We start from the raw sequence: 23,573 nt of genomic DNA, 5'->3' as shown, positions 1-23,573 counted from the left end.
CGGGTAGCACCGGCACCCCCTACCGGGGTACCGGTGCCCGCCCTACTCGCCGAGCCAGTCGTGCATGACGCGGAACGCGTTGGCGAATACGGTCAGCACCGGGTTCACCCCGCCGTTCGTGACGTGTGTCGACGCGTCGACCACGCGCAGGTTGTCGTGCCCCCACACCCGTCCCGCCGGGTCGGTCACCGACGACCGGGGATCCGTTCCCATCCGGCACGTGCCGGCCTGGTGCTGGCCGACGCTCGGCCGGTCGGCCGGCGGCGGGCCGTAGGGGATCGCGGTGCGGGCACCGGCGGCCCGGAGCCAGTCGGCCGCGCGCTCGCCGAGAAACCGTTGCGCGGCAAGGTCGTTGGCGTGCAGGCCGCCGCTGAACCGGGCCACCGGGACGCCGTCGGCGTCGGTCACCGACGGGTCGAGCCGCACCCGCGATCCGGCCGACGTCAGCTCCTGCACCGGGCCGACGACCCGCTGCATCCGCCGCGCCAGGTGCCGCATCCCCTGTTTGGCCGCGAGCCCGTGCGCGCCGATCAGCCCGGCCGCGCGGAGGTACCGGTACGTGCCCAGCGGGGTGGGCACGAACTCGTCGACGATGATCCCGCCGCCGACCAAACCGTCGACGTGATGGCGGAAGTCGTGCGTCGAGATCGACGGGCCGGGCCCGACCAGGTCGACGACCTCGTCGTCGAAGACGCCGATCGCACCGCCGTACACGTGCCCCTGCAGGTAGCGGCCGACCTGGTCGTGGTTGTTGCCCAGCCCGTCGGGCTCGTGGTCGCTCGGGCTGCACAGCAGCAGCCGGGCCGATTCCACGGCGCCGGCGGCGACCACGACGTCGTCCGCCGTCACGACGCTGCCGTCGGTGAGCTCGACGCCGGTCACCCTCCGCCGGTCTGTGCGGATGCGCCGCACTCGCGTGCCGAGCCGCACGTGGAGGTTCCCGGTGGCGGCGGCCCGCGCCAGCACCGTGTTGTGGGACCCGTTCTTGGCGTCGACCCGGCACGCGAACCCGACGCACTCGCGGCACGCGCCGCACGCCGGCCGCCCGTCGTACGGCACCGAGTTGACGGCCAGCGGCACCGCAACCGTGCCCATCCCCAGCGTTCCGGCGGCCCGTTCCAGGCGCCGGCCCCACCCGGCGCGCGGCACCGGCGGCATCGGATACGGCCTCGACCGCCGGGGCGACCCCGGGTCCGACCCGCACACGCCGATCTCGTACTCGGCCATCGTGTAGAACGGTTCGAGGTCGTCGTAGCCGATCGGCCAGTCGGCGAGCGCGCTGCCGTCGGGCACGCCGTACGTGGACGCCATCGCGAAGTCCGCGGGCACGAACCGCCACGCCTGCGCTCCGTACACGCGCGTGCCGCCGCCGAACGTGTAGGCGTTGCCGCCGTCGACCCGTCGGTTGTCCAGGTGATCGCCCGACACCGCGGCAAACCCGCCGCGTTCCACCAGCAGCACCGACCGCCCCGACCGGGCCAGCGCCCACGCCGCCACCCCGCCGCCCGCGCCGGAGCCGATCACGACCGCGTCATAGTGCCTGGCCACCGTCGTGACCACCGCCGGCTTTGTTGCCGTGTGATCCGGCACCGTCGACGGCCACGGACTCCAGCCGAGCATCCGCCACGAGACCCCGCCGTCATTGCCGTGGTTGCCCGGATCGGCGTAGAAGCCCGTGTTCACCAGGTCGGCGAACCACTCGAAATCCGGCCCCACCACCCCCGCGTCGATCCCGTCGAGCACGGCGCTGATGCGCTCCGTCCACTCCGGACGGTCGAGGCACACGCTGTCCAGGAACCGCAACCCGCCGGCCTCCGACGCCGACGCCACGTCGTCGCGCGGCACCACCGCGTCGATCGCGGTTCGCAGCCGCTCCACGTCCATTCCCGCATAGTATTGGTGACCGTGACCGACCTCCTGGTCCGAACGGGCGGCACCGAACCGCCGGCGTTCCTGCTGCTGCACGGCCTCGGCGCCACCGGCGACGTGTGGGCCGGCCTCACCTCCCTCCTCGGTGACTCGGCGTGGATCGCACCCGACCTCCCCGGCCACGGCGGCTCACCGCACCTGCCGGCCTACTCGTTCGCATCCGTCGCGGCCGCCGTCGCGGGCCTGGTCGACCCGCGCGGCACGGTCGTCGTCGGTCACTCCTTCGGTGGCGCGGTCGGATTGCACCTCGCGGCCCGGCCGGGCGTCCGGGCCGTCGTCGGTCTCGGCATCAAAGTCAATTGGACGGGCGCAGAGCTGGCCAGGGCCGTCGAGGTGGGCAATCGGCCGGCCCCTACGTACCCCACCCGTGCGGAAGCGGTCCGCCGCCACCTGCGCGTCGCCGGCCTCGACGGCCTGGTCGACCCCGACGACCCCACCCTCGCCACCGCCGTCACCCGAACCGATGCGGGCTGGCGCCCCACCTTCGACCCGGCCGCCTTCGCCGTCGGCGAGCCCGGCGTGGCCGCCCTGCTCGCCGCGGCACCGGTTCCGGTGGTGCTGGCCCGCGGCGAGCGGGATCCGATGGTCAGCACCGCCGACCTGGCCGCCCTCGTCCCCGACCCGGTCGACCTCCCCGGCCTGGGCCACAACGCCCACGTCGAGGACCCGGCCGCACTGCTCCCCCTGCTCGAACTCACCCGGCGCTGATGCAGAACGGGTGCCCGGCCGGGTCGATCAGCACCACCCACCCGTCGCCGGGCTGGAACTCCGGCTTCGTGGCACCGGCCGCCACCAGGTCGGCCGTCGCCGTGTCGAGGTCGGCCACCTTCAGGTCGAGGTGGGCCTGCTTGCCGGCGTCGGGCCACCCAGGCGCCACGTAGTCGGGCACCCGCTGGAACGCCAGCTGCACCGGCCCGCCGTTGTCGAGGTACACGAAGTCGTCGTCGGCCGACGCGACCTCCCACCCGGTCGCCGTGCGGTAGAACTCGCCCAGCGCCTTCGCGTCGGCGCAGTCGAGAATGATCGTGCTCACGGTCGCAATCGCTGTCATGGCAGGGAGCCTGCCCGCCGGGACCGACAAAAACTTGAACATCCTTGCGCGCGGAAAACTGTCGTACCGGTGGCGTAGGGTCCGCCGGGTGATGTCTGCGGTGCGGCTCGCCGCCCGGCCCGGCCTGGCCGTCTCGGCGGTGACCTGCGGCCAGCACCACACCGGATGGTCCCCACCCGAGGCGGGGTCCGACTACCGCGTGGTGCTGGTCCGGCGCGGCCGCTTCCGGCGCCGCGTCCACGGCCGGGTCGCCGACCTCGACCCCACCGTCGGCTTCCTCGCCCTCCCCGGCGACGAGGAGCACTTCGCCCACCCCGCCGGCGGCGACGTCTGCACGGCGATCAGCCTGCGCCCCCCGGTGTGGTCCGTTCTGACCGGCGACGCCGACCCGACCGGCCGCCCCGTCTACATCGACGCCCGGGTCGACCTGGCCCACCGCCGCCTCCTCCGTGCCGCGTCCACCGGCGACGTCGACTTCGCGGTCGTCGAACACCTGGTCACCCTGCTGGCCGGCACCGTCCTGCCCGGCACCCCGCTCGACCGGGCGCAAGACCGGGCGGCGCGCGACCGGGCGGCGCGCGACCGGGCGGCACGCGACCGGCTGCTCGTCGATCGCGCCCGGGAGGCGATCCGGGCCGACGACCCGGCCGCCGGTGGGTTGCTGCCGCTGGCCGCGCTGCTCGACGTCTCCCCGTTCCGGCTCAGCCGGGCCTTCAGCCGGCACCTCGGGGTCTCCCTCACCCGGTACCGGAACCGGGTCCGGGTGGAACGGGCGCTCGACCGCCTGGAGGCCGGCGCCGCCGACCTCGCCGCCCTCGCGGCCGACCTCGGGTTCGCCGACCAGGCACACCTGTGCCGGACGATGCGTGACCAGCTCGGCCACCCGCCCAGCGCCGTCCGTCGCCTCCTTGACACGTAGCTGTCAGCGCCCGGTTTGTCCGCATCGCAACCGCCACCCCAGGGTCGCGCGTCTGACGGGGGGAGAACTGTCGGAAAGGCGGACATGGACCGGGACCGCGAATACGTCGAGTACGTGTCGGCGCGCCTGCCCGCACTGCATCGCGCGGCGTACCTGCTCTGTGGCGACCCGCACCAGGCCGACGACATCGTCTCCGCGACCACCACGGCCCTCTACCGCCACTGGCACCGGGTACGGGAGGCCGACAACGTCGACGCGTACGTGCACCGCACCCTGATCCGGAAATATGTCGACGAGCGCCGGATGCGGTGGGCCCGCGTCCTGCTCACCGACCGGGTACCGGAGCGCTCCGACGGTCACGACGGTCACGTGGAGGAGCGTGACTCGCTGCGGCTGGCGCTCGCCCAGCTCACCACGGCCCAACGCACCGTGCTCGTCCTGCGGTTCTTCTGTGATCTTCCGGTCGGCGACGTCGCCCGGATCCTCCGTTGCTCGGACGGGAACGTGAAGAGCCACACCAGCCGGGGCCTCACCATGCTGCGCCGGATTCTCGGGGTCGAGCCGGCCGTGTCCGCGGCATCCGAGCTGAGGAGATCGACGTGATCAGCGACGAGGATGACGTCCGGACGCTGCTGCGGGCGTCCCCTGTACCACCGACCCGGCTGGACGCCGACCTCCTGCTCGCGCGCGGCCGGCGGTCGAAACGGCGCTGGCGCCGCGCCACGATCGCGGCGGCGGCGCTCGCGGTGGTCGCGGCTGCGGTGCCGGCGGTGACGATCGCGGCGCGGATCGATCGGGACCGCGAGCAGCCCGCAAACTCCCGGTTCGCGACGAAGCCGCGGGTGGTGCACCGCGGCACGACCGTCGCCGGAACGCTGTGGTGCGACCCCACGCCGCTGCCCACGCCGGCCGGCCAGCCCGGCGGCGACACCGTCACCGCCGCCGACCCCACCGGCACCTACGTGATCGGCGGCCCCACCGTCTGGACCCGGGCCGAACCCACGGTGATCACCGTCCCGACCGTCCGGACAGAGGTGACGGCCACCGCCGTCAACGGCAACGGAACGGTGGTCGCCCACGACTCCGGCCTCAACTGGCGGATCACGAACGGCGCCGTTCAGGAACTGGCCGCACCGGCCGGATGGAACCGGGCGCGGGTGCTGCACGTCAACAGCAAGGGCGACGCGCTGGGCCTGCTCGACGGGGCCGCCGACCGGACCGCCCCGCAGTCGGCGCTGGTCGTCTGGCCGGCCGACCACCCCGACCGGCCCCGGATCATCCGCGAAACGGACTCGCAACCGCTGGCCGTCCGCGACGACGGCACGACGGTCTCGGCCCGGATCCGGTCGGAGGCCGACCTCGGCGCCGGCAGCATCACCATCAACCGGCCCAACGGCACCCGCACGTCGATCCCGGTGCCGCGCGAACTGACCGGCCACGGCTCGATGCTGAACGCCACCGTGCACGGCGACTTCCTGTACAGCTCGTACGCGAACAACGAGATAACCTACAGCGACGGCGTGACATCCCTGGCGAACCCGTACCTGTACCCGGTCCGGTGGAACCTGCGCACCGGCCTGATCGAGGTCTTCGACGCCCTGGACGGCGCGCCGGTCGGCGGCCCCGGCGGCTGGTTCGTCGCGGCCGAGGACCTCGCCGGGAAGCTCGTGCTGGTCGCCCCCGACCGCACCACCCACCGGTTCCCGATCGACGGCGGCAGGGTACGCGCGGTCGCCGCCGCGGGCACGACGCTGGCCGGTTTCGCGGACCCCACGCCCGTCACCTGGAACTGCACCCGCTGACGGCGTCCGCTCCCCGGCGTGCGCGCCGGCGCCGAACCGGCGATGATCGCGGCGTGGCTGCCACCGTCTCCCCGGCCGTGATCCGGCGGACCGAGAACTGGTTGATCCGGCGCGGGATGCCGCTGCTCATCGCCGACTACAGTTTCTCGAGCCATGTCCTCCCGCGCATGGTGCCGTTCCTCGCGCTGGTGTCGGCGACGGGTCTGCTGTGGCCGTTGCGCGAGGAACTATCGCCGGTCGGGCGGTTCGTGGCCGTCGCCGCGGTGCTCGTCGGCGGGGTCGCGGCCGGGATCCTGCTCAACCGGTTCCGGCGGCTGCCGGTGTTCCCCCGGCGGGCGGTGATCCTGGTCCTGGTGACGTACGGCGCGATGCCGCTGCTGATCCCGCTGCTCGACCTGGCCGTCTCCCGCACGGTCGCCTCGCCCGACGTGGGTGCGGGCCAGATCACCGAGGGACGGACAGGATTTCTCTGGGCGGTCGTCGGCTTCGGCGTCATCTTCGGGGTGCTGTTCGAGGCGGCCCGGCTGACCACGCTGTACGGGATCCTGCCGCTGCTGGCCCGGTCGGTCCGCAACGCCTGGCAGGATCTGCGCAACACGCTGCGGTTGCAGAGTCGCGCCCTGCCGATGCTGCTGTTCGTCACCCTGTTCTTCTTTTTCACCGGCGAGCTGTGGCAGGCGATGAACCGGCTGACGTGGTGGCGGCTGGTGCTCGTCCTCGCGTTGTTCGCCGGCGTCACGGTGCTGGCCGCCGCCGGCCGGTTGCGCGAGGAGATCGGACGCGTCGAGAATGACCTTCAGCCGCCGAAGCTGACCGAGGCGTGCCGCGGCACCCCGCTCGAAGAGGTGTCGGTCGACGACCTGGCGCCGATCGAGCCGCCACCCCTGGCCGACCGGCAGATCGGCAGCCTGCTGGTGATGCTCGCGTCCCGCCAGTTGGTGCAGGCGATCGTCGTCGGGCTGTGGCTGTTCGCGTTCTTCGTCGTGCTCGGTCTTCTCGTGGTCGACGGCGCCACCGCCGAGCAGTGGATCGGCGAGCCTCCCCGCCCGCTGGCGATGTTCCCGAACGTGCCGGTGGCGTTGCCCCGCAACGCCGTTCTGCTGGCCGGGTTCGGCAGCATGTACTTCGCCGTCACGTCGATGTTCGACACCGAGAACCGGCGCAGGTTCTTCACCCCGATCCTCGACGAGGTCGAGCGGACGCTGGCGGTGCGCGCGGTCTACCTGGCGGCCCGGGGCAAGCGGGGATAATGGTCCAATGGCCGAATCCGTATGGGACTACCCCCGACCACCCCGGGTCGAGCCGACCACGCGCCGGATCGCCGTACGCCACCAGGGCATCACGGTGGTGGACACGCGGGAGGCGGTGCGAGTGTTGGAGACGTCGCACCCGCCGGTGTACTACGTCCCGCGCGCCGAGGTGGCGGCGGAACTACGGGTGAACGGGCACCGCACGGTGTGCGAGTTCAAGGGCGTCGCATCGTATTGGGACCTCGTCGCCGGCGGAACCGTGGTGCCGCGGGCAGCCTGGTCGTACGAAACCCCGTCGCCGGGCTACGAGATCCTGGCCGGGCGGCTGGCGTTCTATCCGTCCACAATGGACGAGTGCACAGTGGACGGTGAACCGGTCACCCCCCAACCCGGCGACTTCTACGGCGGCTGGTTGACCGCTGACATCCACGGCCCGATCAAGGGCGCCCCCGGCACCCAGGGCTGGTAGTCCCCTCTGCGCGTCGATCCGTGAGCCGGCCTCGGGTGCAATCCGGGTGCGAGCATTGCACTGTGCGTAGCTGGGCGAGCACACTTCGCGGTCATGAAGCGTCGCATCCCCCCGCGAGGCAGATCGGGCCAGCTGGTCCGACTGCTGGTCGCGGGCGGAGGCGGCGCCCTGGTCGCGCTGGCGCTCGAGGTACTCGGGTCGTGGGGCACTCCCACCCGAGCAGACGCGCTTCCGAGCCTTCCACCACCGACGATCGCGGCGCCCCCGGTGTCCGTGCGGCCGGTGTCCGTGCCGCCGATGAAGGTGCCATCCGTGCCGGCGCCGCCGCTGCCGGTTCCGGTGCCGCCGGGTCCCGTGCCGCCGCTCATCGTGCCGCCGATCTCGGCCCCGCCACTCGCCGTGCCGCCACTCACCGTGCCCGGTCTCGCTTTGCCGCCGCTCACCGTGCCGCCGCTCACCGTGCCGCCGCTCACCGTGCCGCCGATCTCGGTCCCATCGGTCTCCGTGCCGCCGCTCGCCGTGCCCGGCCTTGCTTCTCCGGCCGTCTCGGTGCCACCCGTCCAGGTTCCCGGGGTCCCGGTCCCGGGCATGTCGATTCCCGGACCGGGTGTGACCATCGAGTCGACCGCGGGAACGCCGGGACTCCCCGGACCGCTCCCTCCTCCCCGGTTCGGCGGATCAGCCGCCGGGACCGGGGCCTCACCGGTGAGCCGCCCCGGCCCACTCACCACGGGGCGGAATGGCGCGTCCGCACCGGGGGCCGGCAGCACCCGCGTCCCCTTGCCTTTGGAGCCGTTTGCGCCGCAGCCCGCGGTGCCCGCCACCACCGCGCCGGCGACCGGACAAGCGGCCGGGCTCGCCGGCGGTGACGACCGGGCCGCGCCGGGTGGTGCCGCCGTGCTCGGGCGGGCACCCGCGTGGCCGGTTTCCGACAGCACGACAGCCGTCGCGCGGTCCGCGAGGCCCGCGGGGCAGCCGGCGCGCGGCCCACCGGACCGGCCGGGCTGAGCCACCAGGGTCCGAGACGAGTCCTGTCCGTTCCACAATCCTGGTAGGTGCATGATGAATCGTTGGATACTCCGTGGCCTCGTGACCGCCGGCATCGCCGGTGCGGCGTGGGCCATCAGCTCGACGGCGGCGTCCGCCGACACGAACACCACCGTCGACGCTCATGTCGGCATCGACTTCCCGGTCACCTCGAACGGAGGCGAATCCCGTGGTATCACGGCGGATCTCGGCGTCGACGTCACGCTCGGCCGCCCGGCCGAGCGACAAGCCCGGCCACCGGTCGCGGCGATCGCGGTGACCGCCGTGGTCGCACCGGTGTCCACATCGGACGGTCCCGCACCGACCACAGTGGACGCGACCGTGACCGTCAGCCGGTCCACAGTGGACGCGACGGCAACCGTCAGTCGGTCCACAGTGGACGGAGGCGCGGCGGCCGAGGTCGAGGCGGTTGTCCTCGCCGAGCCGGCAGCCGCGGCGGTGCGGGCAGCGGTGGTGCTTGGGCCGACCGGAACCGGTGACGATTCCGGCTCCGGCGCGGGCTCCGGAGACACCGGCACGGATCCGGAGACGGAGACGGGCGACGTCGGCGCAACAGGATCGGGCCTGGACGCCGTCCCGGACACAGATCCGCTGGGCGTCATCGGCGCGACGACCGCTGACGGGAGGGCGGCGATCGGCGGTGGCGCGCTGGCACGCACCGGAGCACCCGCAGTCGGCCTGGTCCTGCTGGCACTGCTGCTGATGCTGGCCGGCGCGGCGTCCTACCGCGCTGGTGCCCGTCACTGAAAATATCGACGACCGTGGAGGTCCCGCCCGGGGCCTCCACGGGTCGCGTGAGCCCACCACGCGTTCCGGACACGCTGACGCACCGTAACCGGAGCACTGCCAATTCCGGTGAAACTCGACACGCCCGGCCTCCCGTGGGTGAAGTTGTCGTACCTCCTGGTTAGGCTCGCCGGGCACTATCCGCCCGGAAGTGGAGTACTCCGTCTTGACCGCACAGTCCGAGGCCCTGTACGGGGCAGATGACCTCACGCATCTCGAGGGGCTCGATGCCGTCCGGAAACGTCCCGGAATGTACATCGGGTCCACCGACAGTCGTGGCATTAACCACCTCGCGAACGAGATCATCGACAACTCCACCGACGAGGGGGCCGGCGGCTTCGCCGCGCGCGTCATGGTCACCCTGCATCCCGACGGATCGGTGCAGGTCGACGACGACGGGCGGGGCATCCCGACCGACATCAACGCCAAGTCCGGCCTCTCGGGTGTGGAACTGGTGCTCACCCGGCTGCACGCCGGCGGCAAGTTCGGCGGGTCGGGCTACAAGACCTCGGGCGGCCTGCACGGCGTCGGCGCGTCGGCGGTCAACGCGCTGTCGCTGCGGTTCGACGTCCGGGTGAGCCAGGCCGGCAAGGTCCACTACATGTCGTTCCGCAACGGCGTCCCCGGAATCTTCGACGGCGACGGGCCCGACGCGCCCTTCACCCCTGAACCCGGCCTGCGCCTCGCCGGGCGGATGAAGCGCAACGCGTCCACCGGCACGTCGATCCGGTACTGGTACGACCGGCGGTACTTCGAGCCGGGCGCCGCGCTCGACGTGGAAGCGGTCCGCGACAAGCTGCGCAACACGGCGTTCCTCGTGCCAGGCGTCACCTACACCCTGCGCACGCCGGAAGGCGAGGAGACCTTCACCTATCCGCACGGCCTGCTCGACATGGTCGACTACCTCACGCCGTCCGGCGCGAAGCCCGTCTGCGGCACGGTGATGATCACCGGCGAGGGTCGGTACAAGGAGAACGCCGCCGACGACCACGGCGTCATGCGCGCCAACGTCGAGCGGCTCGCCGAGATCGAGATCGCGCTGCGCTGGGACACCGGCTACGAGCGCACCGTCGAGTGCTTCACCAACACGATCCGCAACCTCCACGGCGGCACCCACCGCCGCGGTTTCGAGCGGGCCGCGGTCCGCGCCCTCACCGACGCCATCCGCAACACGCGCGGCCTGCTCCGCCCCAAGGAGGACCCGCCCACGATCGACGACGTGCTCGAAGGCCTCACCGCGGTCCTCCACGTGCGTCTCCCCGAACCGCAGTTCACGTCGCAGACCAAAGACGAGCTGAGCACCGCCGCCATCACCAAGGTCACCCAGGCCGTGGTCGAGCAGTCGCTGCGCAAGTGGGTCGACGACCGCAAGACCCGCACCGAGGCCCGCGTCGTCCTCACCAAGATCGTCGAGGCCGCACGCGTCCGCCTCACCCAGAAACAGCAGAAGGACGCGGCACGCCGCAAAACCGCGCTCGAGGGCGCCTCGATGCCCCCGAAACTGGTCGACTGCCGGTCGACGGGCGTCGATCGCAGCGAGCTGTTCATCGTCGAAGGCGACTCCGCCCTCGGCTGCTTCACGGGGGACACGATGGTGGCGCTGGCCTCGGGGAAGGCCCGTTCGTTCGCCGAGCTGACGGCCGACTGGGCGAACGGCGTCACCCATTTCGGATACGCCACCAACAAGGCCGGACGCGTCGTGGTCGTCCCGCTCGTCGAGCCGCGGCTCACCAGACGCGGTGCCGGCCTGGTCCGGGTGACGCTCGACAACGGTGAGTCCGTGCGCTGCACACCCGACCACCTGTTCCGGCTCCGCGACGGCTCCTACCGGCGCGCCGACGCCCTCACCCCGGGCGACTCGTTGATGCCCCTGTACCGGTCGCTGTCCTCGAAGGCGGCCGGCCACAACCTCGACGGCTACGAGCGCGTCTGGATGAACGACCGCGACGAGTGGGTCAACACCCACTACCTCGCCGACGCCTACAACCTCCGCCACGGGCTCGACAGCGCCGCCAACGGCAACGTCCGCCACCACGTCGACGTCGACAAGCGCAACAACGACCCGCGCAATCTGCGGCGTATGACGTGGGAGGACCACGCCGCCCTGCACGCTTCGATGATGGGCGAGCACGTCCACGAGGGCTACCGGCAGTGGATGGCAGCCGGCGGGCTGGCGTTCAAGTCGGCCATGCTCACGAAGCAGTGGCAGGAACCCGATTTCCGGGAGGCGTGCCTGGCCCGCCTGGCCCGGTTGAACGCGTCACCCGCCTTCCGCGCGAAGATCGAGCGCGAATTCCAGGAGTGGTACGCGTCGCTCAGCGATGAGGATCGGGCCGCGTACGCGGAACGGATGCGGGAACGGCAGGCGGCGTACTGGTCACAACCCGGGCACCGGGCCGCTGCCGCCGAACGGGTCCGCAGGTTCTTCGGTGATCCGGCCCGACGCGCCGAGTGGAGTGAACGGTCGATTGCGCAGTGGCAAGACCAGAAACTCCGCCAGTGGCGTTCGGAGACGAGCAGGGCGCAGTTCGCCGACCCGGCCGAGCGGGAACGGCAGCGGCTCGCGGTCACGGAATGGCACCGGGAACACCCCGAATTCGGCGCGGAGCACTCGGCGCGGATGACCCGGCGGATGACCGATCCCGAGACCGGTCACCTCGCCAAAGTCCAGGCCGGACGCGCACGGTACGTGGCGACCGTGTCGCGGGAGGAGCGGGTCGCCCGGCAGAACGAGGGGCGCCGCATTGCCGCGCTCAGGCGCATCTCCGGCCTGATCCACCTGTCCGATGACGCCCTCGCCACGGCGTACGACATCGAGCGACCGAAGACCGGCCTGCGGTTCGACCGTCTCCTGCAGCACTACGACGGTGAACTGGGTCGGCTGCGGGAGGCCGCGTCGCTTGTCAACCACCGGGTGGTCGCGGTCACGCCGGTGAGCGAGACCGAAGACGTGTACGACCTGACCGTCGACGGCTACCACAATTTCGCGTTGGAAGCCGGAGTGTTCGTCCACAACAGCGCGCGCATGGCGCGGGCCGCCGAATACCAGGCGTTGCTGCCGATCCGGGGCAAGATCCTCAACGTGCAGAAGGCGAGTCTCGCCGACACCCTCAAGAACATCGAGGTCGCGTCGATCGTGCAGGTGCTCGGGGCCGGCACGGGGCGCACGTTCGAGCCGGCGCAGCTGCGGTACGGGCGGATCATCCTCATGGCCGACGCCGATGTCGACGGGGCGCACATCCGTACGTTGCTGATCACGTTGTTCGCCAAGTACATGCGGCCGGTCATCGAGCTCGGGCGGTTGTACGCGGCGATGCCGCCGCTGCACAAGGTGCAGACCAAGGGGCGCAACGCCGAGACCATCTTCACGTTCACGCAGGCCGAGATGGAGCAGACGGTCGCCCGGCTGAACAAGGCCGGGCGCCAGGTGATCACGCCGGTTCCGCGTTTCAAGGGACTCGGTGAGATGGACGCCGACGAGCTGTGGAACACCACGATGAACCCCGCCACGCGGTCGGTGCGCCGGATCACGCTGGAGGACATCGACGCCGCGGAGCGCACGCTCGACCTGCTCATGGGCGAGAAGGTCGAGCCGCGGCGGAACTGGCTGGTCGAGTCGGCCAAGCGGGTCGACCGCGACGCGATCGACGCATAGGGAGGCGAACCACATGGCACGTAAGAACACCGGCCCGAAGGTCGACCTCTCGTCGTTCGACCGGGCGGGCGCGACGGTCATCGACAATCCGCTCACCACGGAGATCGAGACGTCGTACCTGGAGTACGCGTTCTCCGTCATCTACGCCCGGGCCCTGCCCGACGCGCGCGACGGCCTGAAGCCGGTGCACCGCCGGATCCTCTGGTCGATGTACGAGCAGGGCTACCGGCCCGACCGCGCGTACGTGAAGTCGGCCCGCGTCGTCGGTGACGTGATGGGTAAGTACCACCCGCACGGCAACGACGCGATCTACGACGCGATGGTGCGGCTGGCGCAGGACTTCTCGCTGAACGTGCCGCTGATCGACGGTCACGGAAACTTCGGTTCGCCAGACGACGGACCGGCCGCCGAGCGTTATACGGAATCCCGGTTGTCGACGGCGGCGATGCGCCTGGTCGGCGAGCTCGACGAAGACGCGGTCGACTTCAAGCCGAACTACGACGGGTCGCTCCGCGAGCCGACGGTGCTGCCGGCGGCGTTCCCGAACCTGCTGGTCAACGGCACGTCCGGCATCGCGGTCGGCATGGCGACGAACATGATCCCGCACAACCTCGGCGAGATCGTCACGGCCGCGCGGTGGCTCATCCGGTATCCCGACGCGACGCTCGACAAGCTGATGGAGTTCGTGCCGGGGCCCGACCTGCCCACCGGCGGTTCGCTCCTCGGGCTCGACGAAGTGCGAAAGGCATACGAGACGGGCCGGGGCGTGGTCCGGATGCGGGCGCGCGCCGAGACGGGTCCGCTGGAGGGTAGCCGCGGCCGGCAGGCGATCACGGTCACCGAACTGCCGTACGGCATCGGCGCGGAGAAGGTGATCGAGAAGATCACCGACGAGGTCAACCGCACGAAGCGGCTCACCGGCATCGCCGACGTGAAGGACCTCACCGACCGGGAGAACGGGATCCGGCTGGTCATCGAGTGCAAGGTGGGCGTCAACCCGCAGGCGCTCCTCGCCGACCTGTACCGGTTGACGCCGCTGGAGCAGTCGTTCGGCATCAACAACCTGGTGCTCGTCGACGGGCAGCCGCAGACGTTGGGGCTCAAGGCGTTGCTGGAGGTGTTCCTGGCCCACCGGTACGAGGTGGTCACCAGGCGCAGCCGGTTCCGCCGGCAGAAGCGTCTCGACCGGCTGCACCTGGTCGAGGGGCTGTTGATCGCGCTGCTCGACATCGACAAGGTGGTGCGGCTGATCCGCAACAGCGACAACGCGCAGGCGGCCAAGGACGGGCTGATGCGTACGTTCAAGCTGTCGGAGATCCAGGCGACGTACATCCTCGACACGCCGCTGCGCCGGTTGACGAAGTTCGACCGGCTGGAGCTCGAGGCGGAGAAGTCGAAGCTGGAGAACGAGATCGCGGAGCTCAGCCGGATCCTCGACGACGACAAGGTGCTGAAGAAGGTCGTCTCCGACGAGTTGGCCGCGGTGGCGAAGCAGTTCACCACGGAGCGGCGCACCGCGCTGATCGACGGTGACCTCAAGGAGGTGCTGGCGGCGTCGGCGCCGGCCGGTCCGCTGGAGGTCGCCGACGATCCGTGCCAGGTGATCCTGTCGGCGTCCGGGCTGGTCGCGCGGACGGCGGCCGAGTCGGAGGAGGCGGTCGAGGGACGGCGCCGCAGCGGCCGCGACCGGCACGACGCGGTGCGGTCGATGGTGCACACCACGGCGCGGGCGCAGGTGCTGCTCGTCACCAGCGCGGGGCGGGCGTTCAAGACCGACGTGCTGTCGCTGCCGGTGCTGCCGCAACGGGTCGGCACGGTGTCGCTGCGCGGCGGCATGTCGGCGGCCGAACTGGTCCCGCTGCACCCGGGCGAGACGGTGGTGGCGTTGGCGCCGCTCGGCGAGGCCGACTCCCCCGGGCTGGCGCTGGGTACGCGGCAGGGCGTGGTGAAGGTCTGCGCGCCCGACTGGCCGGTGCGATCCGACGAGTTCGAGGTGATCGGGCTGCGCGAGGGCGACGAGGTGGTCGGCGGTACCTGGCTCACCGACCCCGACCAGGCGCTGGTGTTCGTCTCGTCCGACGCGTCGCTGCTGCGCTTCCCGGCGAAACTGGTGCGGCCGCAGGGTCTCCGCGGCGGCGGCATGGCCGGGATCAGCCTGGCGGCCGAGGCCGAGGTGGTGTTCTTCGGCGCGGTGATCACCGACGATCCGCAGCACGGCGAGCCCATGGTGGTCACGTCCACCGGTAACGGGGTCAAGGTGACGCCGTTCGCGCTCTACCCCGCGAAGGGACGCGCGACCGGCGGGGTGCGGTCCCAGCGCTTCCTGCGCGGGGAGACCCGGCTGGAGGTGGCCTGGGTGGGTCCGCGTCCGGTCGCGTCGAAGCGCACCGGCGAGGCCGTCGACCTGCCCGAGGTCGACGAACGCCGCGACGGTTCCGGCACCCCGAACCCGCGGCCGGAACTCGTCGGCCACCTGATCGAACACGGCTGACGTCCACCCCCGGGGGTGGCCCCGGGGGTGGACCGCCGCGGGGTCAGCCGCTGATCATGCCGTGCGGGTCGAGGACGTACTTGCGGGCGGCGCCCTCGTCGAACTCCTGGTATCCCTGCGGCGCCTGGTCGATCGGGATCGGCGTCGCGTTGACGTTCTTCGCGATCGACACCCGGTCGTTGAGGATCGCCATCATCAGCGCGCGGTTGTACCGCATCACCGGGCACTGGCCGGTGTAGAACGCGTGCGACTTGGCCCAGCCGAGGCCGAGCCGGATCGACAGCGATCCCACCTTGGCGGCGTCGTCGACGGCGCCCGGGTCACCGGTCACATAAAGTCCGGGGATCCCGAGTGCGCCGCCGGCGCGCACGATGTCCATCAACGAGTTCAGCACCGTGGCCGGCGCCTCGCGGGCGGAGTCGCCGCCGTGGCCGCGCGCCTCGAACCCGACCGCGTCGACCCCGCAGTCGACCTCGGGCTCGCCGAGGAGCTGCTCGATCTGGTCCTTCGGGTCGCCCTTCGACACGTCGATCGTCTCGCAGCCGAAGCTGCGGGCCTGCGCCAGCCGCTGCTCGTTCAGGTCGCCGACGATCACCACCGCCGCACCGAGCAGGAACGCCGACGTCGCCGCGGCGAGACCGACCGGTCCGGCGCCGGCCACGTAGACCGTCGATCCGGTGGTGACGCCCGCGGTGACGCAGCCGTGGTACCCGGTCGGGAAGATGTCGGACAGCATGGCGAGGTCCAGGATCTTCGCCATCGCCCGGTCCTTGTCGGGGAACCGCAACAGGTTCCAGTCGGCGTACGGAACCATGACATACTCGGCCTGCCCGCCGACCCAGCCGCCCATGTCGACGTATCCGTACGCCGAACCGGGCCGGTCGGGGTTGACGTTGAGACAGATACCGGTCTTACCCTCCTTACAGTTGCGGCAGCGGCCGCAGGAGATGTTGAACGGCACCGAACACAGGTCGCCGACCTTGATGAACTCGACGTCCGGCCCGGTCTCGACGACCTCGCCGGTGATCTCGTGCCCGAGCACGAGGCCTTCCGGCGCGGTGGTACGGCCACGCACCATGTGCTGGTCGCTTCCGCAGATGTTGGTGGCGACGCTCTTCAGGATCACGCCGTGCGGCGTCTTACGGCCGACGTTCGCCGGGTTGACGCCGGGCCCGTCCTTCAATACGAACGTCGGGTACTCGGTAGTCCGGACCTCGACCTTGCCGGGCCCCATGTAGGCGACGGCCTTGTTTCCAGACATGATTCAGCGCTCCTTCCGGAGAGTTCCGGTGACGCGCGCGCTCGTCGTGTGGCCTCCTGCTGACGCTACGCCCGCCCGCGCAAGGTCGCGAACTCAGCCTTCCGCCGAGGGCCGGCCGGCCTGTGCCTCAACTCCGACGCCCCGGCGCTTCGGTCCGGGGCCGGCGCCTTGATCCGAGGCGCGGCGTCTATCGGTCCCGAGCGCGGCCCGGTGTCCTACTAGTCCCAGGCGCGGCCCAGCGTCGCGAGGTCCGCTGCGTACTCGATGCGGTCGAGCCACTCCGGCGGCCATACCGTCATGCCGTACGCCGCGCCGAGGAACGCGCCGGCCAGGCAGGCGATGGAGTCGGAGTCGCCGGACGTGGTGGCAGCGCGCGCCAGCGCGGCCACCGGGTCGTCGGCGTGGCGGATCGCGCACAGGAGGGCGGTGGCCATGGCCTCCTCGGCGATCCAGCCTTCGCCGGTGACCCGGCACGGGTCCCCGCCGTCGTCGGCGAGGCCGAGGGCGACGTCGAGGCGGTCGAGGACGTCGAGGCACTCGTCCCAGCCGCGGCTGATGAAGGTGACCGGTGTGTCGATCGCGGGTTGCCGCCAGAGGTCGTCGCCCAGCCAGTCGGCGCGGTAGGTCGTGCGCTGCTCGTGGCAGCGGTCGCGCAGGGCCGCCGGCACGTCGGCCGGCGCAAGGCCGTCTCGAAGAACGCGGACGGCGTACGCCGTCAACTCGCTCGCCGCCAGCGCGGTCGGGTGCCCGTGCGTCAGGGCGGCCTGCAGCTGCGCGACGCCGGCCAGCGTGTCGACGTCGTACCCGGCGACCAGGCCGACCGGCGCGACCCGCATGTTCGCGCCACACCCCTTCGACCCGACGACGGTCGCCCGCACCCACGGCACGCCGCGGGCAAGTTCGCCGCAGGCGCGCAGGCAGGTCATCCCGGGCGCGCGGTTGTTCTCGGGGCTGGCCGCCCACTCGAGGAACCTGGCCCGCAGCAACGGTTCCGGCACCGCGGGCGCCGGCGGACCGGAAACGTCGAGCAACGCCCGCCCGACCGCGATCGTCATCTGGGTATCGTCGGTGACCAGCGCCGGATCACCGGTGAGCTCGCGCGGCCCGCCGTCGCCGTAACGACGCCGGATCTCGGCGACGGACAGGAACTCCGTCGGCTTTCCCAGCGCGTCTCCGTACGCCAACCCGAACAGACACCCCGACGCGGCCATCGACACCGTCACCCGTCCACCCCCTTCGACGGAGCGTAGCGGGCGAGTCGAGGCGTGGCTTCTGCTGTGGCGTGGGGTGTTGCGGTTCGGTCCGGTGTCATCACTCGCGTCTGTGGTAGCGGTTGCTGGCTGTCTCCGTCGAGCACGAGTTGTCGAGGTTGGCGAGGTTGGCGACGTTCTGGTCGGGTGATTGTGCCCAGGGGTGTGCGGTGAGGAGGGGTTCGAGGCGGTCTTCCATACCCGCCATGTTCGCACGTACGTACGACAATAATTCCTAAGCCTATATCAAACAACACAGTCCACAGTGGACTGTGTTGCTGGGAAGGTGCCAACGCTTTGAGGCGCGTGCCGGTTGCGTCCGATGGACGACATGGGCGCGGTGCATCCGCCTCCCCTGGTCCCACGTGTAGCGGCTGTAGACGGTGACTTTCACCGATCGAACACTCACGGAGGACCGAGATGACACAGGGCATGACCGCCCGCATGCGTGAACTGCTGCGCAAACCCAGACGTGCGCTGCTGACCGCGGGGACGGTGACGGCGGTGGTGACCATGGCGGTACTGCCGTTCGCCCTGCGTGCGGCGGCGTCGGCGGCCCCGGAACTGACGGCGGCGAACTCGATCACCACGCGGAACCAGGATGCGTCGGTGTCGGCGTCGTGTGACCGCGGGTACACCGCGGTGGGTGTCTCGGCCGAGCTCAGCGGCTTCGAGAGTGTGCGGATCACCAAGATGTGGCCGGAGGGCCGGACGGCCACGGCGCGGGGAACCGCGTCGGCGCCGGTGACATCGTCGTGGACGCTGCGCGTGCAGGCCGTGTGCGTCAAGGACTCGGCGCAGATCGTCGCGCAGACGTCGGTGGCGCGGACGGGTAGCACCGTGGCGGCCGCGGTGTGTTCGCCGGGGCGGCAGCTGATCGGCTTCGGCTGGGCGGCCGGCGGCGACGGGCGGCTGAACGCGATCGAGGTGCTTCGTGGTGGTAGCCCGGGCGGCTGGCCGACCGGCACCGGCGGCTATCCCCCGGGGACCGGCGGTTGGCCGACGAGCACGGGCGGATACCCGACCAGCACTGGCGGATACCCCACCGGGGGCTACCCGACAGGGACCGGCTCGTACCCGACCGGCGACTACCCCACTGCCACCGGCTCCTACCCCACCGGCACCGGTTCCTACCCGACCGGCGGCTACCCCACCGGCACAGGCTCGTACCCGACCGGGGGCTACCCGACAGGGACCGGCTCGTACCCCACTGGCGGCTACCCCACCGGTGGCTACCCCACTGGCGGATACCCCACCGGCACGGGTGGATACCCGACCGGCGGATACCCCACCGGCGGCTACCCCACCGGCACCGGCGGATACCCGACCGGGGGCTACCCGACCGGGGGCTACCCGACCGGCGGCTACCCGACCGGCACGGGTGGATACCCCACCGGTGGATACCCGACCGGGGGTGGCGGGACCGGTCCGATCAACGGGATCGTCGCCTTTACGCCGTTGCCGCAGGATGTCGCCGTGATCGCGCTCTGCACGCGCTCGGACTTCGGCACCACCGCGATCAACCGGTCCGCCGACCAGGACCCGGACGGGACGGTCCGGGTCTCGACCCGGTGCGACGAGGATTCCGAGGTCAGCTCGCTCGGCACCGTCATTATCTCCAACCAGGGGCGGCTGCGTGCCCTCACGGTGACCGGCAAGGGCCACTCGGCCCAGCTGGTGATCAGCCACCCGGACCCGCGCGTGACCGGCCCCGGGACGCTCACCGCGCTGTGCGCGTACTGACCCACCACTGATCGACGACCGTCGCCGGATCCGGTCGGGCCCGCCCCGTGGCGCGGCCCGGCCGGACCGGCCGGCATCCGGGGACGGGACCATGCAGCAGACACTGGCGAGAGTCGACGAGACACCGGCGAGAGCCGACGAACACCGGAAACCGAAGATGGCTGTCGGCGTCGTCATCGCGATCGGGTTCGTGGTGCAGCTTGCCTGGCGGTTGTGGCTCGCGCGGGGCGTCGTCGCGCCGGCCGGCCATCCCGACGAGGACGGCTACCTCATCGCCGCCCGCGTGCTCACCGGCGGGCCGGGTGGGTACTCGACGGAGAACGAGGAATTCCGGCGGGTCGGCTACCCGTTGCTGCTGACGCCGGCCTACTGGTGGCCGGGCGACGCGTTCGCGATCTTCCACCGGGCACAGGTGATCAGCGCGCTCTTCGGCGCGGCGGTGTTCCCGCTCGCGGCGCTGTTCGCGCGCCGGGTGCTCGGCACGCCGACCCGGTGGGCGGTCGGTGCCGGGTTCGCCGCGGCCACGCTGCCCGGCGTCACCTTCTATTCGAACCTGGCGATGACCGACGCCGTGCTGCCCGCGCTGTTCCTCGGCTGGGTGGTCCTCGGACACGGCTGGCTGGCCGCCGACACGCGCGGACGCCGCTGGGCGTACGCGGTCGCGTCCGGAGCGCTCGCGGGTTTCATCTACACCGTGCACGTCCGCGGGACGATGGTGCTCGCGGCACACCTGTTCCTCATGCTGATCGCGGTGCTGGCCCGACGGGTCACGTTCGGGCCGGTCCTCGGATCGATCGTCGCGGCCGGGGCGCTCAAGAGTCTCAACAACGTTCTGCTCGCCCGGATCGGCGACGAGATCCACCTGCTCGGGGTGAGCCCGGGGTCCCAGTTGGGTACGGCTCTCACGGTCGACTGGGGGATCGTCACCGTGGTCACCCGGATCGTCGGGCAGTTCTGGGCGATGGGCGTCGGCACATTGGGGCTCGGCCTGGTCGGGCTCCTCGCGGCCGTGGCGGGAATAGGGGACGTGCGACGCCGGCAGGCCCGGGCGCTGACGCTGCTCGCGGTGCTCGTCGCGACCGGCCTGATCGCGGCGGGCAGCGCCGTGTCACTCCCGTTCGCCGACCACCGGCTGACCTACTTCGCGTACCCGCGCTACCTGCACTTCCTGTACCCGGTGTGGCTGCTGGTGGGGCTCGCCGCCGCGCGCACGGCCAGCCGGCGCCGGCGGATCCAGGCGGTGACGGCCACCGCCGCCCTCATGGTGTTCTCGGCGGCCGTCGTCGGCCTCCACGTCGCCGACCTTCCGCCCACGCCGTTCATCGCGTTCGACGCCGTGGAGTCGACGCTGCTCTCGTGGCAGTGGAGCCGGCTCGATCTCGTGGGTCCCACGATCGTCGCCATCGCCCTGTGCGGCCTCCTGGTCACCGCGATCGGTCGATCAGAGAAAGCCCGGCCGACGGCGTCGGGAAAGGCAATGGCGGCCGCGGCGCTCGTGGTGCTCGTGCTGCTCGGTGGTGTGGGCGCCGAGGTGACCCGGGAGCGGGTGACGATGCCGATGGTGGGACCGCAGTACGCGTCCGACACACCGAAGCTCGTCCGCGATCTCAAGCTCGGACCGGGCGACACGGTCGCCGAGGCGTGGCAGGTGCGGTTCCCGGACCTGTTCAACCACATGCGCGAGGTCGACTGGGCACCGATCGTCTTCTTCGACGCGAACGTCCCCCCGCCGCCGCAGGCGACCGTGGTCATCGCGCCGTGGGACCCGTCGGGGCGCGGACCGTCGTGGGACGGCCGTTCGTGGGGAATGGCGTTCGTCGCCGGCGCGCCGCGCCAGGGATGGGCGGTCTGGCGTCGCACGATGACGTAAGGGGAAAATGCCCCCATCGAGGGATGGGAGTGAACAAATGACGATCTCCAGGCGATCGCTGATCCTGGGCATACCCGCAGCGGCGGCCATGGCGGCGACGGCAACGGGGGCCGCGGCGACAGCGGCGAGAGCCGCGACCGCAACGGCGGCGACAGCAACAGGCGGCGCGACGGGGGCCGCGAGCGCGGAAGTGCCGCCGTTCCAGAGTCCCATCGCCATCCGCTCGCGGACCGCCGTCGCCTCGCCCCACCTTCCCCGTCTCCACCTCGACTACCCGCGCCGAGTCGACGTCACCGTCCGGTACGTCAGCCGCGACGACAGCTGTACCACCCGGGGCGAGGAGGACGTCGTGCAGGCCGACGTCCCCGCCGGCGCCGCCGCGCTGCTGCTCGGAACCACCCGCTACGACCTGCTGCAGTACCACTTCCACACGCCGTCCGAGCACACCCTCGACGGGCACCGCTACCCGGTGGAGCAGCACTTCGTGCACAGCGGCCCCGACGGCGAGACGCTCGTGCTCGGCCTGTTCCTCGTGCCCGGCGGCCGCAAGGACGTCATTCCCGATCCGCTCCCAAAGGAGTGCGGCCCGGACCTACACGCAAAAGTGGACCTCAAAACAGCCCTACCGAGGGACCTGTCGACGTTCCGGTACCAGGGATCCCTGACCACCGCGCCGTTCACCGAGCCGGTGTCGTGGCTCGTGCTGCGGCAGCCGCTGGCCGTGGCGGCCACCGGCATCGCCGGCCTCCGGCGGCTGTTCCCCGACGGGGACGCCCGCGCGACCCAGCCGCTGAACGGCCGGGTGATCCGGTACCGGAGGCAGTGATCCGGTACGTTCCTCACCCATGGGGGACGCCGCGAGGGACCGGTTCGCCCGCCAGGTGGCCATCGCGCTGCGGGTCGCCGGCGGGACCGACATCGAATACGACGCCGACGAGTTCTGCCTGCGCTACACGAAGCCCGGCGGCGCCGGCGGGTGGATCGCCAACCTCCACAACCTGTACCACGAGTGGGGCAGTGCGAAGCAGGCCGAACAGGGCGCCGAGATCAGGCGGTTCGCCGACGCCCTGGCCACCACCCCGGAGTCGTTGACCGCCTGGGAGATGGTCGCCGACCGGCTCCGGCCGGTGCTGAACTCACCCCAGTTGGCCGAGTACGAGGGCATCCGGCTGCTCGTCCGCGAGTTCCACCTGTTCGTGAACGAGATGGTCGTCATCGACCACCCCAAGCAGATGCAGTACGTGCACGTCGATCAGCCCGCCGAGTGGGGCGTCAGCGCCGACGAGGTGTTCGCCCGTGCCCGTGAGAACATCGCCACCCGCGCGAACTGGCCGCGACCGGACGAGAAGTTCGAGCGGAAGGCGATCCTGCGGATGCCCGAGACCGGCTCCGACTACTGGGTCTCGCACCTTCTCGTCGACGGGTGGCTGGCCGCGATGGGCGAGAAGATCGGCGGCCGGCCGGTCGCCTTCACTCCCCACCGGAGCAGCGGGCTCACGATCGTCGACGACGATCCCGACACCGTCAAGGCCCTCCTTGAACACACCGAGAAGGAGTACCTCGAGTCGGCCAGATACGTGTCGCCGCTGGCGTACACGATCGACGACGCCGGACGCGTGGTGCCCTTCGCGGTTCCCCGCGGCGACCCGCTCTGGAACGCCGTGCACCGGTCGGAGACCCTGCTCGCCTCCAAGGAGTACGACGCCCAGAAGGCGGAGCTCGACGACGACTTCGACATCGACGAGGACGAACCCGACGGCTACGTCCGCGGTTACTTCGGCGGCTACCAGGTGGGCACCCGCGACGACGGCAGCGTCTTCTCGGTGTCCACATGGGGCGAGGGCGTCTGGACGCTGCTGCCGAAGACCGACTTCGTCGCCGTCATCAACGAGGCCCACGACACCTCCGTCGTGCCGTTCGAGACCGTCGTCGACACGATCGGCCTGGTACCGCACCCGAAGCTGTACCCGCCGCGGTACCGGACCCCGCAGTGGATGTCCGACCAGCAGCTGGCGACACTACGCGCCCAGGCCGTCGAGCCATAAGATCA

19 protein-coding genes are annotated in these 23,573 nt (G+C 71.4%); 14 read left to right on the top strand and 5 right to left on the bottom strand.

Annotated features, from left to right (window positions below):
• Nucleotides 1-42: 42 nt before the first annotated feature.
• Entirely contained in the window at nucleotides 43-1,884 is a 1,842-nt protein-coding gene (locus Vau01_RS41225) for a GMC oxidoreductase (RefSeq protein WP_204005296.1), read from the bottom strand.
• A 21-nt stretch (nucleotides 1,885-1,905) separates the two neighbouring features.
• Here Vau01_RS41225 and Vau01_RS41220 point away from each other — a divergent pair, with 21 nt between their 5' ends.
• The gene (locus Vau01_RS41220; RefSeq protein ID WP_239152259.1) at nucleotides 1,906-2,637 is read left to right on the top strand and encodes an alpha/beta fold hydrolase; all 732 of its coding nucleotides are present in this window, start codon (nucleotides 1,906-1,908) and stop codon (nucleotides 2,635-2,637) included.
• Here Vau01_RS41220 and Vau01_RS41215 read toward each other — a convergent pair.
• Complete coding sequence (locus Vau01_RS41215) at nucleotides 2,624-2,980, bottom strand: VOC family protein (protein WP_204005294.1); 357 nt, start codon at nucleotides 2,978-2,980, stop codon at nucleotides 2,624-2,626. The two genes, Vau01_RS41220 and Vau01_RS41215, sit on opposite strands and share 14 nt — an antisense overlap.
• Before the next feature lie 91 nt (nucleotides 2,981-3,071).
• Between Vau01_RS41215 and Vau01_RS41210 the strand changes: the two genes are divergently transcribed.
• The 9 genes from Vau01_RS41210 (at nucleotide 3,072) to Vau01_RS41170 (ending at nucleotide 15,399) form a co-directional block, all read left to right on the top strand.
• Nucleotides 3,072-3,899, top strand: a complete 828-nt coding sequence (locus tag Vau01_RS41210; protein ID WP_239152265.1) for a helix-turn-helix domain-containing protein — start codon at nucleotides 3,072-3,074, stop codon at nucleotides 3,897-3,899.
• An 84-nt stretch (nucleotides 3,900-3,983) separates the two neighbouring features.
• A complete protein-coding gene (locus Vau01_RS41205) occupies nucleotides 3,984-4,502 on the top strand; it encodes a SigE family RNA polymerase sigma factor (RefSeq protein WP_204005291.1) in 519 nt (172 codons plus the stop codon).
• Nucleotides 4,499-5,701, top strand: coding sequence for a hypothetical protein (locus Vau01_RS41200; RefSeq protein WP_204005289.1), 1,203 nt, complete (start codon nucleotides 4,499-4,501; stop codon nucleotides 5,699-5,701). Before Vau01_RS41205 ends, Vau01_RS41200 begins: the two co-directional genes overlap by 4 nt.
• A 53-nt stretch (nucleotides 5,702-5,754) precedes the next feature.
• Entirely contained in the window at nucleotides 5,755-6,951 is a 1,197-nt protein-coding gene (locus Vau01_RS41195) for a hypothetical protein (protein ID WP_204005287.1), read from the top strand.
• 7 nt (nucleotides 6,952-6,958) lie between these two features.
• Complete coding sequence (locus Vau01_RS41190; protein WP_204005286.1) at nucleotides 6,959-7,420, top strand: DUF427 domain-containing protein; 462 nt, start codon at nucleotides 6,959-6,961, stop codon at nucleotides 7,418-7,420.
• Nucleotides 7,421-7,513: 93 nt separating this feature from the next.
• Complete coding sequence (locus Vau01_RS41185; protein WP_204005284.1) at nucleotides 7,514-8,428, top strand: hypothetical protein; 915 nt, start codon at nucleotides 7,514-7,516, stop codon at nucleotides 8,426-8,428.
• 81 nt (nucleotides 8,429-8,509) lie between these two features.
• A complete protein-coding gene (locus Vau01_RS41180) occupies nucleotides 8,510-9,214 on the top strand; it encodes a hypothetical protein (RefSeq protein ID WP_204005282.1) in 705 nt (234 codons plus the stop codon).
• Nucleotides 9,215-9,419: 205 nt separating this feature from the next.
• The gene (locus Vau01_RS65785) at nucleotides 9,420-12,908 is read left to right on the top strand and encodes an ATP-binding protein (protein ID WP_239152264.1); all 3,489 of its coding nucleotides are present in this window, start codon (nucleotides 9,420-9,422) and stop codon (nucleotides 12,906-12,908) included.
• Nucleotides 12,909-12,921: 13 nt separating this feature from the next.
• The gene (locus Vau01_RS41170) at nucleotides 12,922-15,399 is read left to right on the top strand and encodes a DNA gyrase/topoisomerase IV subunit A (protein ID WP_204005280.1); all 2,478 of its coding nucleotides are present in this window, start codon (nucleotides 12,922-12,924) and stop codon (nucleotides 15,397-15,399) included.
• 43 nt (nucleotides 15,400-15,442) lie between these two features.
• Here Vau01_RS41170 and fdhA read toward each other — a convergent pair whose 3' ends face one another.
• The 3 genes from fdhA to Vau01_RS41155 form a co-directional block, all read right to left on the bottom strand.
• Entirely contained in the window at nucleotides 15,443-16,660 is a 1,218-nt protein-coding gene (gene fdhA / locus Vau01_RS41165; RefSeq protein WP_204005279.1) for a formaldehyde dehydrogenase, glutathione-independent, read from the bottom strand.
• A gap of 218 nt (nucleotides 16,661-16,878) precedes the next feature.
• Nucleotides 16,879-17,871 carry an ADP-ribosylglycohydrolase family protein gene (locus tag Vau01_RS41160; protein WP_204005320.1) on the bottom strand — a complete coding sequence of 331 codons (993 nt, stop codon included), beginning with the start codon at nucleotides 17,869-17,871 and terminating at the stop codon, nucleotides 16,879-16,881.
• A 100-nt stretch (nucleotides 17,872-17,971) separates the two neighbouring features.
• Nucleotides 17,972-18,109: a hypothetical protein gene (locus tag Vau01_RS41155; protein ID WP_204005278.1), complete on the bottom strand. Its 138-nt coding sequence runs from the start codon at nucleotides 18,107-18,109 to the stop codon at nucleotides 17,972-17,974.
• A gap of 221 nt (nucleotides 18,110-18,330) precedes the next feature.
• Between Vau01_RS41155 and Vau01_RS41150 the strand changes: the two genes are divergently transcribed.
• The 4 genes from Vau01_RS41150 (at nucleotide 18,331) to Vau01_RS41135 (ending at nucleotide 23,568) form a co-directional block, all read left to right on the top strand.
• Nucleotides 18,331-19,653, top strand: a complete 1,323-nt coding sequence (locus tag Vau01_RS41150; protein WP_204005328.1) for a hypothetical protein — start codon at nucleotides 18,331-18,333, stop codon at nucleotides 19,651-19,653.
• A 91-nt stretch (nucleotides 19,654-19,744) separates the two neighbouring features.
• Nucleotides 19,745-21,523, top strand: coding sequence for a glycosyltransferase family protein (locus tag Vau01_RS41145; RefSeq protein WP_204005277.1), 1,779 nt, complete (start codon nucleotides 19,745-19,747; stop codon nucleotides 21,521-21,523).
• Nucleotides 21,524-21,560: 37 nt separating this feature from the next.
• The gene (locus Vau01_RS41140; protein WP_204005276.1) at nucleotides 21,561-22,349 is read left to right on the top strand and encodes a carbonic anhydrase family protein; all 789 of its coding nucleotides are present in this window, start codon (nucleotides 21,561-21,563) and stop codon (nucleotides 22,347-22,349) included.
• A 19-nt stretch (nucleotides 22,350-22,368) separates the two neighbouring features.
• Nucleotides 22,369-23,568 carry a DUF1444 domain-containing protein gene (locus Vau01_RS41135; RefSeq protein WP_204005275.1) on the top strand — a complete coding sequence of 400 codons (1,200 nt, stop codon included), beginning with the start codon at nucleotides 22,369-22,371 and terminating at the stop codon, nucleotides 23,566-23,568.
• Nucleotides 23,569-23,573: the final 5 nt, after the last annotated feature.

The organism is Virgisporangium aurantiacum (assembly GCF_016863635.1).
Lineage (GTDB): Bacteria > Actinomycetota > Actinomycetes > Mycobacteriales > Micromonosporaceae > Virgisporangium > Virgisporangium aurantiacum.
This window is presented reverse-complemented; position numbering and strand designations above follow the sequence as displayed.

What these genes read in the sequence shown, in the direction of transcription:
- Vau01_RS41210 (WP_239152265.1), top strand. Translation starts at nt 3,072, where the DNA reads ATGTCTGCGGTGCGGCTCGCCGCCCGGCCCGGCCTGGCCGTCTCGGCG.
- Vau01_RS41160 (WP_204005320.1), bottom strand. Translation starts at nt 17,871, where the DNA reads ATGGCCGCGTCGGGGTGTCTGTTCGGGTTGGCGTACGGAGACGCGCTG.
- Vau01_RS41135 (WP_204005275.1), top strand. Translation starts at nt 22,369, where the DNA reads ATGGGGGACGCCGCGAGGGACCGGTTCGCCCGCCAGGTGGCCATCGCG.
- Vau01_RS41185 (WP_204005284.1), top strand. Translation starts at nt 7,514, where the DNA reads ATGAAGCGTCGCATCCCCCCGCGAGGCAGATCGGGCCAGCTGGTCCGA.
- Vau01_RS41205 (WP_204005291.1), top strand. Translation starts at nt 3,984, where the DNA reads ATGGACCGGGACCGCGAATACGTCGAGTACGTGTCGGCGCGCCTGCCC.
- Vau01_RS41215 (WP_204005294.1), bottom strand. Translation starts at nt 2,980, where the DNA reads ATGACAGCGATTGCGACCGTGAGCACGATCATTCTCGACTGCGCCGAC.
- Vau01_RS41140 (WP_204005276.1), top strand. Translation starts at nt 21,561, where the DNA reads ATGACGATCTCCAGGCGATCGCTGATCCTGGGCATACCCGCAGCGGCG.
- Vau01_RS41190 (WP_204005286.1), top strand. Translation starts at nt 6,959, where the DNA reads ATGGCCGAATCCGTATGGGACTACCCCCGACCACCCCGGGTCGAGCCG.
- fdhA (WP_204005279.1), bottom strand. Translation starts at nt 16,660, where the DNA reads ATGTCTGGAAACAAGGCCGTCGCCTACATGGGGCCCGGCAAGGTCGAG.
- Vau01_RS41170 (WP_204005280.1), top strand. Translation starts at nt 12,922, where the DNA reads ATGGCACGTAAGAACACCGGCCCGAAGGTCGACCTCTCGTCGTTCGAC.
- Vau01_RS41145 (WP_204005277.1), top strand. Translation starts at nt 19,745, where the DNA reads ATGCAGCAGACACTGGCGAGAGTCGACGAGACACCGGCGAGAGCCGAC.
- Vau01_RS41150 (WP_204005328.1), top strand. Translation starts at nt 18,331, where the DNA reads ATGACACAGGGCATGACCGCCCGCATGCGTGAACTGCTGCGCAAACCC.
- Vau01_RS41155 (WP_204005278.1), bottom strand. Translation starts at nt 18,109, where the DNA reads ATGGAAGACCGCCTCGAACCCCTCCTCACCGCACACCCCTGGGCACAA.
- Vau01_RS41225 (WP_204005296.1), bottom strand. Translation starts at nt 1,884, where the DNA reads ATGGACGTGGAGCGGCTGCGAACCGCGATCGACGCGGTGGTGCCGCGC.